The 13,143-nt window shown below is 54.8% G+C and carries 11 protein-coding genes and 1 pseudogene; 7 read left to right on the plus strand and 5 right to left on the minus strand.

What is annotated here, in order from left to right:
• The first annotated feature begins 35 nt into the window (after positions 1 to 35).
• The 7 genes and pseudogenes from LCM21_RS06270 to LCM21_RS06300 all read left to right on the plus strand — a co-directional run.
• Entirely contained in the window at positions 36 to 1,340 is a 1,305-nt protein-coding gene (locus tag LCM21_RS06270) for an ABC transporter substrate-binding protein (RefSeq protein ID WP_224889827.1), read from the plus strand.
• Between the two features lie 107 nt (positions 1,341 to 1,447).
• A complete protein-coding gene (locus LCM21_RS06275; protein WP_224889828.1) occupies positions 1,448 to 2,314 on the plus strand; it encodes a carbohydrate ABC transporter permease in 867 nt (288 codons plus the stop codon).
• Positions 2,315 to 2,326: 12 nt separating this feature from the next.
• Positions 2,327 to 3,157: a carbohydrate ABC transporter permease gene (locus LCM21_RS06280; RefSeq protein ID WP_224889829.1), complete on the plus strand. Its 831-nt coding sequence runs from the start codon at positions 2,327 to 2,329 to the stop codon at positions 3,155 to 3,157.
• A gap of 12 nt (positions 3,158 to 3,169) precedes the next feature.
• On the plus strand, positions 3,170 to 4,174 hold the full coding sequence (locus LCM21_RS06285) for an ABC transporter ATP-binding protein (protein WP_224889830.1): 1,005 nt from the start codon (positions 3,170 to 3,172) through the stop codon (positions 4,172 to 4,174).
• Complete coding sequence (locus LCM21_RS06290; RefSeq protein ID WP_224889831.1) at positions 4,171 to 4,944, plus strand: L-iditol 2-dehydrogenase; 774 nt, start codon at positions 4,171 to 4,173, stop codon at positions 4,942 to 4,944. Before LCM21_RS06285 ends, LCM21_RS06290 begins: the two co-directional genes overlap by 4 nt.
• Positions 4,944 to 6,449 (plus strand): mannitol dehydrogenase family protein, encoded by a 1,506-nt coding sequence (locus LCM21_RS06295; RefSeq protein ID WP_224889832.1) that lies wholly within the window; start codon positions 4,944 to 4,946, stop codon positions 6,447 to 6,449. The genes LCM21_RS06290 and LCM21_RS06295 overlap by 1 nt, the downstream gene beginning before the upstream one ends.
• Before the next feature lie 57 nt (positions 6,450 to 6,506).
• A pseudogene (locus tag LCM21_RS06300) lies at positions 6,507 to 7,003 on the plus strand (DDE-type integrase/transposase/recombinase); the annotation flags it as partial.
• A 214-nt stretch (positions 7,004 to 7,217) separates the two neighbouring features.
• Here LCM21_RS06300 and LCM21_RS06305 read toward each other — a convergent pair.
• From LCM21_RS06305 to LCM21_RS06325, 5 genes are all read right to left on the minus strand, one after another.
• Entirely contained in the window at positions 7,218 to 8,729 is a 1,512-nt protein-coding gene (locus tag LCM21_RS06305; RefSeq protein ID WP_224889833.1) for an amidohydrolase family protein, read from the minus strand.
• A complete protein-coding gene (locus LCM21_RS06310) occupies positions 8,719 to 9,402 on the minus strand; it encodes a DUF1989 domain-containing protein (RefSeq protein ID WP_224889834.1) in 684 nt (227 codons plus the stop codon). Before LCM21_RS06310 ends, LCM21_RS06305 begins: the two co-directional genes overlap by 11 nt.
• 97 nt (positions 9,403 to 9,499) lie before the next feature.
• Positions 9,500 to 10,471, minus strand: coding sequence for a transcriptional regulator GcvA (gene gcvA / locus LCM21_RS06315; RefSeq protein ID WP_319003902.1), 972 nt, complete (start codon positions 10,469 to 10,471; stop codon positions 9,500 to 9,502).
• A 415-nt stretch (positions 10,472 to 10,886) separates the two neighbouring features.
• Positions 10,887 to 12,071 carry an ABC transporter substrate-binding protein gene (locus LCM21_RS06320; protein ID WP_224889836.1) on the minus strand — a complete coding sequence of 395 codons (1,185 nt, stop codon included), beginning with the start codon at positions 12,069 to 12,071 and terminating at the stop codon, positions 10,887 to 10,889.
• Positions 12,072 to 12,086: 15 nt separating this feature from the next.
• Complete coding sequence (locus LCM21_RS06325) at positions 12,087 to 13,052, minus strand: CobW family GTP-binding protein (RefSeq protein ID WP_224889837.1); 966 nt, start codon at positions 13,050 to 13,052, stop codon at positions 12,087 to 12,089.
• Positions 13,053 to 13,143 lie beyond the last annotated feature (91 nt).

Genomic DNA, 13,143 nt, shown 5'->3' on the forward strand with positions numbered 1-13,143 from the left:
TAACAGCACGACATCCAAGCTCAGGGAGGACAGGGATGTATCTGAAGCACGCACTTCGTGCGGCGACTGCAATGACTTTCGTCGCCACGGCAGCAGCCCACGCGCAATCCATCACCATCGCCACCGTAAACAACGGCGACATGATCCGGATGCAGGGCTATACCGACAAATTCACCGAAGCGACCGGGATTGATGTCGAGTGGGTGACACTTGAGGAAAACGTGCTGCGTCAGCGCGTAACCACCGACATCACGACCAAGGGCGGTCAGTTCGATATCATGACCATCGGCATGTACGAAACCCCGATCTGGGGCGCGAACGGCTGGCTTGTTCCGCTTGATGGCATGTCGGCTGAATATGACGTGGACGACATCCTGCCCGCGATGGCGGGTGGCCTTAGCCACGAGGGCACGCTGTATGCCGCGCCGTTCTACGGCGAAAGCTCGATGATTATGTATCGTACCGACCTGATGGAGGCAGCAGGTCTGGAAATGCCCGAGGCGCCGACCTGGCAATTCGTCCGCGAAGCCGCTGCGGCCATGACAGACCGCGACAATGACATCAACGGCATCTGCCTGCGCGGTAAGGCGGGCTGGGGTGAGGGCGGTGCCTTCATCACCGTAACCGGAAACTCCTTTGGCGCACGCTGGTTTGACGAAGATTGGAAACCCCAGTTCGATCAGCCCGAATGGAAAGAGGCGCTGACCTTCTTCGTAGATATGATGAGTGAATCCGGTCCGGCGGGCTATGCCACCAACGGCTTCAACGAAAACCTGTCGCTGTTTCAACAGGGCAAATGCGGTATGTGGATCGACGCGACCGTTGCGGCGTCATTTGTGACAAACCCCGACGATTCAACCGTGGCTGACAAGGTGGGCTTTGCCTTGGCGCCAAACTCGGAAGGCGTCGACAAGCGCGCCAATTGGCTGTGGGCCTGGGCACTGGCGATCCCAGCCGGTACGCAACAAGAGGATGCCGCGAAGCAGTTCATCGAATGGGCTACTTCGAAAGAGTACATCGAACTGGTGGCCGAAAACGAAGGTTGGGCCAATGTACCTCCGGGGGCGCGGACCTCGCTGTATGAGAACCCGAACTACAAGGAAGTCCCCTTCGCCAAGATGACGCTGGAATCAATCCTGATGGCTGATCCGCAGAACTGCTGCGCCCAGCCGACGCCCTATACCGGCATCCAGTTCGTCGCGATCCCCGAATTCGCAGGCATTGCCACTCAGGTGAGCCAGGAATTCTCGGCGGTCTATGCCGGACAGCAAACGGTGGATGAAGCGCTGGCCAAAGCGCAAGCTTTCACCGCTGAAGAAATGGAAGCCGCAGGCTACTGAGGCATCCTCCCCGGCGGGCGGGCAGCGATCTGCCCCCCGCTCAACCCTTCCACAACTCGCGTTTTTCTCGCAGGCTGAATTATGCCTGAACAGAGAGGGTTTGCGTCATGGCAACTCAACATTCCCGATCCGTTGCTCGCCTGATGATGGCACCCGCAGTGGTCCTACTGCTTGGCTGGATGCTCGTGCCGCTGACGATGACGCTGTACTTTTCGTTCAAGAAATACCTGCCACTGCGCGGAGGTGATCTGGGCTGGGTCGGCTTCGACAACTACGTCCGGTTCGTTTCCTCAAGTTCCTTTTGGCCCGCAGTTCAGGCGACGCTGGTGATCGTTGGCGGGGTTCTGGTAATCACGGTCATTCTGGGCGTGCTGCTGGCAATGCTGCTGGATCAACCACTGTGGGGGCAAGGCGTTGTTCGCATCCTGGTGATTGCCCCATTCTTTGTCATGCCAACGGTATCTGCTCTGGTCTGGAAAAACATGTTTATGGACCCGGTCAACGGCCTGCTGGCCCATCTGTGGCGCCTTTTCGGGGCTGAGCCGATTTCATGGCTTTCTGAGGCGTCGATGACCTCGATCATCATGATCGTCTCGTGGCAGTGGCTGCCTTTCGCAACGCTGATCCTGCTGACCGCGATCCAGTCGTTGGACAGTGAACAGCTGGAAGCGGCTGAAATGGACGGCGCGCCGCCTCTGAAACGCTTCTACCACATCATCCTGCCGCATCTGAGCCGTGCGATCACCATCGTGATCCTGATCCAAACGATCTTTCTGCTGTCGATCTTCGCCGAGATCTTCGTGACCACCGGCGGCGCGTTCGGCACCCGTACGCTCACCTACCTGATCTTCCAGCGCGTGCTGGAAAGCCAGAACGTTGGCCTCGGATCCGCAGGAGGTGTCTACGCAATCATCTTAGCCAATATTGTCGCCATCTTCCTGATGCGCATCGTCGGCAAGAACCTGGACGCGTGAGGAGGTAAGAATATGGCCCGCGCTGTCACAACACGCCGCAAATCGCTGAACACAGCCCTTGCTTGGGCCGTTGGTCTGCTGATCTTTTTTCCGATCCTCTGGACCATTCTGACCAGTTTCAAGACCGAGGCGCAGGCGATTGCCAGTCCGCCCCTGTTCCTGAACTTCGACTGGACGCTTGAGAATTATGCCATCGTGCAGGAACGCTCGGACTACATGCGGTTCCTTTGGAATTCAGTTATCATCGCGGGTGGATCAACCATACTAGGCGTCATTGTCGCCGTTCCGGCCGCGTGGGCGATGGCGTTTGTGCCATCCAAACGTACCAAAGACATCTTGCTGTGGATGCTGTCCACCAAGATGCTACCTGCGGTCGGTGTTCTATACCCGATTTACCTGTTGTTCATTCGGCTGGGCCTGCTGGATACGCGCGGTGGCTTGGTTGTTGTGCTGATGCTTATCAACTTACCGATCATCGTCTGGATGCTCTACACCTATTTCCGCGAGATTCCCGGTGAAATCCTGGAAGCCGCACGGATGGACGGGGCGACGTTGAAAGAGGAAATCCTCTACGTCCTCACCCCCATGGCCATACCCGGGATCGCCTCGACCGTGCTGTTGAACTTCATTCTGGCCTGGAACGAAGCATTCTGGACGCTCAACTTGACAGCCGTGGATGCTGCACCGCTAACGGCCTTCATCGCCAGCTATTCCAGCCCAGAAGGCCTGTTCTTTGCCAAGCTCAGCGCGGCCTCGACCATGGCGATTGCGCCGATCCTGATCCTTGGCTGGTTCAGCCAGAAACAACTTGTCCGCGGCCTGACCTTCGGCGCTGTGAAATAAGGAAGACTTCTCATGGGACGTATTCAGCTCAAGTCCGTGACCAAAAGCTTCGGCGACGTACAGGTCATCCCTCCACTGGACCTGACCATCGAGGACGGTGAGTTCACAGTCTTTGTTGGACCTTCGGGTTGCGGCAAGTCCACGCTTTTACGCCTGATTGCAGGGTTGGAGGATATCACTTCGGGCTCTATCGACATTGATGGGGCAGATGCCACCGACGTACCCCCCGCAAGACGTGGGTTGGCGATGGTGTTCCAGTCCTACGCACTTTACCCGCATATGACGGTACGCAAGAACATCGCGTTCCCTCTGCGCATGGCGAAGCTGGATCAGGCCGAAATCGACAAACGCGTCGAAGGCGCGGCAGCCGTTTTGAACCTGACAGACTATCTTGACCGTCGTCCTGGCCAGTTGTCCGGTGGCCAGCGCCAGCGGGTCGCCATTGGGCGCGCCATCGTGCGCGAACCTGCCGCCTTCCTTTTCGATGAACCGCTGTCGAACCTCGACGCCGCACTGCGCGTTGGCATGCGGCTGGAAATCAGTGAATTGCATGAGCGTCTGGCGACCACAATGATCTACGTGACCCACGATCAGGTCGAAGCCATGACCATGGCCGACAAGATCGTCGTGCTTCAAGCCGGAGTGATCGAGCAAGTCGGCAGCCCGCTGGAGCTTTATCGGACGCCGCGCAACCTGTTTGTCGCCGGGTTCATAGGCTCACCAAAGATGAACTTTATCGAAGGACCAGAAGCAGCAAAACACGGGGCTCACACCATCGGAATCCGGCCTGAACACATCGCAGTTTCGGAAACCGAAGGTGACTGGTCCGGAGTCGTCAGCGTTTCGGAGCACCTTGGATCTGACACGTTCTTCCATATTCACGAAACCGGTCTGGCAGAAACGATTACCGTCCGTGCCGATGGCGAGGTCGACTTCCGCCACGGGGACCGCATTCATCTGACACCGCGGGTCGATGTAATCCATCGATTTGACGCGAAAGGCTTGCGGATCGAATGACACGTCTGGCAGGCAAAACCGCCCTGATCACAGGGGCCGCGCGCGGCATCGGGTTCGCCTTTGCCAAGGCCTATGTGGCAGAGGGCGCACGCGTCGCGATAGCTGATATCGACATCCAGCGCGCGCGGGATGCGGCCGCAGAGATTGGCGAGGCAGCATTCGCCATCAAAATGGACGTGACCAACCAGCAAAGCATCGACGAGGCCGTAGAGAAAACAGCCGCCCGTTTCGGCCCGATCGACATTCTGATCAACAACGCTGCTATCTTCACTGCCGCACCAATCGTTGAGATCGAGCGTGCCGACTACAACCGCGTTTTTGACATCAACGTCGCTGGCGTGCTTTTCACAATGCAAGCGGTCGCCCGCCACATGATCGCGCAGGGAACAAGAGGTCGGATCATTAACATGGCGTCGCAGGCCGGACGGCGGGGCGAGCCTTTGGTTGCGGTCTACTGCGCCAGCAAAGCGGCAATCATATCTCTGACACAATCGGCAGGCCTAAACCTGATCTCTCATGGAATAAACGTAAATGCCATTGCCCCCGGTGTAGTCGACGGCGAACACTGGGACGGCGTTGATGCGTTTTTCGCGAAACATGAAGGCAAACCCCCCGGCCAAAAGAAGCGCGAAGTGGCAGCAGCCGTTCCCTATGGCCGGATGGGGCGCGCAGAAGACCTGACCGGCATGGCGGTATTTCTCGCCTCGGATGAGGCCAAGTACATCGTCGCACAAACCTACAACGTCGATGGCGGAAACTGGATGAGCTGATGGACCCTGTGGCGAATGCAAAACCTCCGGTGCGGCTGCGGCGTGACAACCTGTCAAACCTGCCAGCGACTGTCAAAGTGCCGACGTACCAGGTAACGGATCTGAGTCCGGGCATAGTACACATCGGACTAGGCAATTTTCATCGCGCACACCAGGCTTGGTATATTCACCAGCTATTGCAGCATGGACAGGCCCATGACTGGGCAATCATCGGGGCTGGCGTACGAAGTTATGACGCCGAGATGCGAGAAAGACTGCTTGCGCAGGACTGTCTGACAACGCTCATTGAACTGGATCCGCATGGGATATCAGCCGAGGTGATTGGTCCGATGATTGATTACCTGCCGATTGAGGCGGGCAACGCTGCTCTGATACGGCAGATGGTTGATCCTTCCATACGGATTGTGTCGCTGACGGTAACCGAGGGCGGATATTATCTGGATGCCAACTCCGGGATCTTGGACACTGATCAAGAAGACATTCGCCATGACGCGGAGAACCCGAACCAGCCCCGCACGGCCTTTGGCGCCATAGTTGCAGCGCTAAAGCAACGCCGGGCCGGTGGTATCAAACCATTTACGACGCTGAGCTGCGACAACCTTCAGGGAAACGGCGCAATTCTGCGCAACTGCGTTGTTGGCCTGGCGCGTATGTCCGACCCGGATCTGGCTGACTGGATTGACGAAAACAGTGCGTTCCCCAATTCAATGGTGGATTGCATTGTACCCGCGACGACTGACCATGTCGTCTCGCAATGCCTCGCGCTCGGCCTCGACGATCGTGCTCCAGTTTCACATGAGAACTTTCGCCAATGGGTGATCGAGGACGATTTCTGCGCCGGGCGTCCACCCCTCGAACAGGTCGGGGTAACGCTGACCCACGATGTTCACAGCTATGAAGCTATGAAACTTCGCATATTGAACGGGGGCCACCAGTTGCTCGCAAATTTCGGGGAAATTCTGAATATACCGACGATTTCAGGCTGTATGCACGACCCAGATATCGCGGCGTTTTTCCAGAAAGTTCAAGCTGAAGAAATCCTGCCGCATGTGAGAGCTGTCCCCGGAACGACATCGACGGAATATCTTGGGCTCGTTGCAAAGCGATTTGCCAACACCGCGATTCACGATACAACGCGCCGGGTGGCGTTTGACGGATCTGCACGGCATCCCGGATTTTTACTGCCATCCCTGCGCGATGCACTTGCGTCAGGGTCATCCACAAACGGGCTCGCATTGGCCGCGGCGTTCTGGTGCCGGATGTGTGCGGGTGTCCGTGAGGATGGTTCTGAAATTGCCCCCAACGACCCCCAATGGGAGAGTTTGCAGAAAACCGCGCTGGCGTCCAAAGCTGATCCAGTCCTTTGGGTCGAACAACGCCAATACTATGGTGACTTTGGCCGCAGCACACAGTTTTCCGAAGCCTTTGCCTACTGGCTGAACTTGATCTGGGCAAGTGGCAGCCGGGCGGCTTTAGCTGAATATGTGGTATTGCCAAGTTGTTGACCAGGTTTGATAAAGCTATGTCAGTGCCGTGAGAATATCGACCAATTTGCCGCGCTTCTGAACACGGCACGTGTCGAGATCCTGTTGGCAGCGCGGGGTGTGATGGTCATACGGGAAGCAATCCGGCTGTGGCGGGCGATCAACGCAAATGGAGGTGTTGTCGATATTCTCGTGCAAATGCGTAGGAATGCAAAAGCGGAGAAGCGGTTTTTCAAAGACTGGTTTCGCAGTTTGGGCAACTATGGGTCGTGATCACCAACAAATTGCACAGCTAAATCAAACCAATCAAAGCTCTGGCCCCAGACACTGAACGCCGCGCCCACAAAGGTCTCAACACCGCGATCGAAGTATCGCACAGAAAGACCCGCAAACGGGCGAAGATGTTCGGTTGGTTCAAATCCAACTGGCTAGCTCAGAGGTTTCTGTCCGCGCATGACCGGATCGATCTGATCTTCTGCCCCTGCCGTTATCAACTCACCGCCGCCTCATACCGCCACGCCCGCAACGATGCATTTAACCTCTGGGCCAACTACACTGCCGAAACAGCAGTATGAACCAGTCTGTGCCAATTTTTCAGACACTGCAGAAAACAACTTGGCAATGCCGTTGGTCCATATCTGCCTATGGAAATTGGATACAGCCAATCATGACCATCTGTTGCTTTTGAAAGTGGATCAGACAATCAGCATCAATACCAGATGTGACTGCACAGGCGCTTTTTGCGCCATTGTGCCGGACGATTTTCTTTTGCAATTTCATGCTCTTTCGTCACGCAGGTCTGACGTTGTCTGCCAACCAGTTCTCGTACCAACGCATCAGGCAAGACCTAAGGGTGGCGTAGTCCTTCGTGCTGAGTTTTTGGTCGGTCGCGCGTTGCATTTCTTCGGCCACGTTCTGAAAAACATCGTGCTCGTCGCGACCACATGTTTCTCCGTCTACAACTGCCAATGAACCGCCAGTGTAAACCTTTTGGATGTCCGTAGCCTTTGCACTGCTCACCAGCAGCTCAACCGGATCAACATGCTCGGCCAGCCAAGGTCCTTTCAGGCGGTTCAGGTTTACAATTTGAAAATCGGCGCGTTTGCCAATTGAGAGACTGCCAATGTGTTGATCCATACCCATCAGGCGCGCGCCGCCCATCGTTGCCATGTCAAAGACGTCTTGCGCGCTCAGGTCCGGTTGTGTCGGATCGTCAGACCAGTAGAGGTTCCGGGCCAGGCGCATCTCTGCGAACATGTCATCATCATTTGCCAGGCTCGTGCCATCCATCCCAAGCGCAAAATTTATCCCCAAACTCTTCATTCTTGGTGCGCGCGCGATCCCACACCGCAACCGCAAATTTGAACTGGGGTTGCAAACGATATGAGCCCCCATCTCGGCGACACGGTCCAGATCTTTGTCATCGGCCCAGACCATGTGTGCCAACGACAGATTTTCATTTAACAAGCCGGACTGGGCCAATTCGCTAATGGAAGTCGGAAAATCAGCACCCCCAATGGTCCGATGTTGCAGTAACGACTCTTCCGCGTGGGTTTGAACGCGCACACCTTTTTCCCGTACCGTTCGGCCGATGTCGCGCAAAAGCCGTCGCCCCGTCCAGTGGGGTGCCGTTGGCCCAAACCAAATATCCACGGTATCCGTTCCCTGGTATTCTTCGTGTAATCGGGAAATCAGGTTTACGTAGTTTTCCGGTTCCAAGCGTTTGCGAGAAATGTGTTTGCGCTGCAGCGTTCCTCTTAAGCTATCAGGCAATGACGCAAGGAAAGCTTGATCCTGCCCATCGGGGTGCACCAGCCGATTTTGCCAGCGTTCTCCGGGTGCGACTGCGCAGGCAAGACCCAGACTCGAAAATACTTGGATTTTTTCCCTGATTTTACTTTCGGAAAGCGCCACGGTCTCTGCGGCTGTGCAGCAATCCACAACGGCCGTTACCCCGCTTTTTAGTAGCCGTAGTGAGGCGTATTCTGTGGCCGTTCTGGACGAGATATCCGCAGCTCCGGCAGCGGACAAAATCCAAGGTTCCAAGACATCGTCAAGAATCCCTTGATTGACCAGATTCACCCCAAAACAATGGTGGTGAGCATTCACGAAACCCGGTGCGATCACGGTACTTTCGTCTTTGTGCAGCGTTGCTTCAGGGTAGCGCGACCTTAGTTCCGAAAACGGCGCAAGGTCACAGATTTTTCCTTGGCTGACATAAATCGCGTGGTTCTCATGACTGTGAAACGCATCAACAATGACCCACTTTGCCGCAAATATGGCTCCACTATCAGCCGGCATTTACAACAAATTCCAACGAGCTGGGCGTACCTTCATCCCCATTGACCGGTGTAATGTCCTGCGGACATGCAGACATGACCGCATAGACCGACATCTCTGCTTTGAAAGTTATCGTGTCGCCTGGCTTGGAAACTGGCGGCGCCCATTGAAGTCCGCCTTCGACAAGGACCGGAACATTCATCCAAAGGTTGAAGGGCGCAGGCACAACGGGTGCCACTTGCCCAATTGCAATCATTGCTTGCCTGAGATTGTCGGCACAATTGTCATGATATTCCGTACAACCAAGCTGTTTGTATCGATTGGCGTCGCAGGCTGCGATAAGCGTGTCGTGTACACCAGGTGAGCTGTCTTGCGTCACGGTCAACAAAGGGTTGCGCAGATTGCTGACCAGTTTGTCACCCACTTCGGGAGAGATGGAAAGAAGATCTGTATGAACGTGTGGCATCGACATGTATTCCTGAGTGTCACTCGCATTAAACGCCCAGAAATCACAGACTTGCCAGCCCGTCGGATTGGTGATTGTCAGACTGTGCCCTGCAGCCAAACGAACTGCCACACCACATCGCGCGGGAACAACGTAGTGCTTTGAAAGCACCGGGACGCCGTCATCAGAAATGGCGCTTTTCATACTTTTGTTAAAGCCATCGGGTTGCGACGGGATATATTGCTGCATAAGCGGAAACTCCTGTTTGAGAGTCCAGAAACGCATGCTTTGGCACAATTGAGAAATGACAAAAATTCAACCGATGGATTAGATCGGTTTTGCGGGTTCAGTCCTCGAAAAACCTCTGGCCCACTGCACTGTCGCGAAACTCGTCCGCCTGATCCAGCAACCACTCACGGAATACCCGCACCCGAGCGCGATTGGCGTAAGTTTCAGGGCAAACAAGGTAGTAACTCTTGTTTTCCAGCGACGTGTCAAAAGGTGCGACCAGCATTTCCTTTTCCAGAAAACGCGCGGCGGCCAAAAGGCTGACCAATGCAACCCCGTGGCCGTCACTAGCGGTCAATAAGCAGATATGTTCTTCAGAGTAAGTGACGTAGGGTTCGACGTTGCTGTCCTTCAGCCCGACAACATCCATCCACCGCTCCCAGCTTGGATCCGCCTCGGAGTACCCACTCCACTGATATTCTATCAGCTTTGCCTCCAGCAAATCGGAAGGCGACGTCAGTTCTCTTGCCTTTTCAATGCTGCAAACGGGTGCGACCCGGTCATTCAAAACCCAGACGACATTACTTTCAGGATAGTCACCAAACCCATAGCGAATAGCAACGTCTACGTTACTTGACTTGAAATCCACCAATTGATCGCTGGACAAAACGCGAACCGAGATTTCAGGATATTCCTCGTAAAAACTGCGCAGCCTGGGACTAAGCCAATTGGCGGCAAATGAACCAGTCGTTGAAATGGTCAAGGTCCCACCCAGCACGTCTTCCTCAAGGGCGAGAGAGCCGGCCTCAATACTCTTGAAAGCGGCGATTATGTAAGGAGCGTAGTTGGCGCCTTCCTCCGTCAGCTTCAGCGCACGCGTCAACCGGTGAAAAAGAGATACGCCCAGTTGTTCTTCCAACGACTTAATTTGATGTGACACGGCTGTCGGCGTCACGCACAACTCATCTGCGGCGTCCTTAAAGCTCAGATGTCGGCAAGCGGCCTCAAAGGCCTGAATGCTCTTCAATGACGGTATCCTCGCCATGCTGCGCGGCCTTCCTTCAATTTCATTCAGACTCAATAGCAACATACCCTAATTGCCATTACGCGTATGCGTGAAATTCTTGGAAATGAGGTGAATTGAGCTAATTTGATCCGTGTTTGGTGTTAGAGTTTTGGGACGAGTTCACGCGGCCCATGAATGTTGGCGCTCAGCGGATATACGAAGCCGGAACAGAATTTCAGGAACTTGGCGATAAGCGCCACACTGCCTCTGAGGCCAATGCGAAAGCTGATGCACACTTGTTGCTCGCGGATTAGCAGCAAAATAAACAATTTAGTAAGGCGGATTCTGTATGCCAAAGCGACCCCCACTCTAAGACCAGATTTACAGGGTTCGGCAAGCCCGCCGACAAAATTCAAGAGGACCAGTGTCCGTTTTGGCTGACTGTCGAGTCATTGTTGGCGGCCCATTTTTTTCGGCACATGGCACCGTTACACTGTCACTAAATGAGTGCATCCATGGTGATTAAATCCCACAACCGCACTAGGAAATTGTGTTCCTCCATCACGGAGTTCCAGATTGCGATTTGCCCTTGCCGGGTCTCGTAACTACCGCCTTCGCGACGTTCGCCGGGTAAGTAGACGACGTTGCCAAAGGCATCATGTATTTCCGAAACGGCCGGCTCTCCACCATACCAGAAATTCCATTCATTGGCAGAAAGGTTTTTGCGAACCGCATCCGGAGCGACCATATATGCGCCGTTGCGAGCCATGATTGCACCAGCCGGGCCCGACAACCACCAGTTCAAATAGGCGTATGCAAGCTCTTCCGTGCGCTTATCCATTTTCTGCGAAAGCGCCATACCTCCGCACCATCCCCGATACCCTTCCGAAGGAGAACACATTCGAATTGGTATGCCTTTTGCCTTTTGAGACAGATAGTTCGACCACCACATTGTTGACAGCGTGGCACCACTATCGGGGCTGGGTGTTCTGTCAGTCCAGAAACCAGCAAAATGACCCGCAAGTTGATACTGCTTGACCAACCGGATGAAGCTTTTGATTTCGTTTAACGTCAAATTGCCGGGGTTGTCACAAAGAAACTCACCCCGCGCACGCAAAGCCAGTAGAAGGTCGGGCACACCAATGGCGGCGTCTGCCTGAATAGCGACGCGACCGCGCCATTGTTCAGATAAAAGATCTCCCCAACTGGTAGGTTCGGGTACGGAGCTTTCTCCTACGATTGCAAAACTGTCGGCGTTGTAGACTGTCGGCAGCATCGAAATACGCCCAGAGACAGCGCTTCCTAATTCGCCATTTTCCTGCACATAAAGCCGATCCAGAGGTGTTCCGCTTGGTACATGGCTGTTTGGCTCGGGGTGCAATACAGCCCAGTTGCTTACCTGGTCCCAACAGGTGATCCGGTCCACATCAATCGGGCGCAGTGACCTTGCTGGCCATACCAGGTCAAGATCGTGAAACCACTGATCGTAGATATCAAAACTGTCCGGCGCCAGCACGCCGCGACGTTGTGACTTGATCCCATCCAGAGCGGTAAACTCCAGACGGATCCCCAGATCGGCCTCGGCAGAAGCATGAATCGTATCGATCAGCGTCACGCCAGTACCCAACACGCGAAGCACCGCCGGATTGGTGTTCACAAAGGGCGTTGTCACTGGATCAGACATTCTTCACTCCGCCCGTTACGATACCTTTACGTTCAAGAAAGCTTCAAAAGAAGCGCGCAATCGAACCATATCGAGGTCACGCGCAATGAATACGAGGTGCGACTTTTGATTGGAAGCGATTTCACTGTCAAGATGACGCGGGTGATGCAGCGTGTGTCCAACGCCATCAATCAGAACAACCCCTTCCTGCGTTTTCAACAAGCATTTTACGCGCAGAAGATTGGCACCGTGTCGTTGGATCACAGCAGACAGCCAGACTACAAAAGATGTCCAGTCCAGTGACGTGTCAAAAGTCAGGACAAGGGTCGCCGCCCCGGTACCGTCGCGATGGGCCGACCCGGGAAACTGCAGACTGCTCACGTCGATGCTCGAACTGGACGTAATATCAGCGAACGTCAGATTTCGCTGGGCGTCCAGTTGTCGTGCGACCGGGTTGATCAAACTTAGCCTAAGCTGCAGGTCCGGTAGTAAAGCTTCCGGAGCAAGATCTGTTTTTGATATCAGGATCGTGCTGGCTGCGGCCACTTGCGCGATCCATTCTGGCTGATCAGCATGCAAAGATGCACCGTTCATTACGTCGACCACGGTAACAACATCCTGCAAGACGACCTGGTTATGCAGCACTGGGTCGAAAGTTAGCGTAGAAAGGATCTGTGATGGATCGGCCAGCCCGGTAGTTTCTATTACAATTCGGTCAAATTGAGGGATTTCGCCGCGGTGGGCCCGAGTTAACAAATTCAGAATCGCGTCTTTCAGTTCTCCGCGGATCTGGCAGCAGACGCACCCGGAGTTGAGCAGCACAGTGTCCGGCGCAATTTCCCCGACCAATATGTGATCAATGCCAACCTCACCAAATTCATTCACAAGAACTGCGACCCGGTCGGCAGTTTCACTCTGCAACGCAGCTGAGAGCCAAGTCGTCTTTCCTGCACCCAGAAAACCTGTCAGAAGAGTGATTGGAACAAGAGACCGTTGGCTCATTTCTCAACCTCCACACAAGGGAAGTTCGCTTCGTCCAATGGGTCGAAGCTGTTACCGAATTCTGTCTCCAGCGCGGCCCATACTTCTGTTA

It is taken from the genome of Ruegeria profundi, assembly GCF_020171505.1.
GTDB lineage: Bacteria > Pseudomonadota > Alphaproteobacteria > Rhodobacterales > Rhodobacteraceae > Ruegeria > Ruegeria profundi.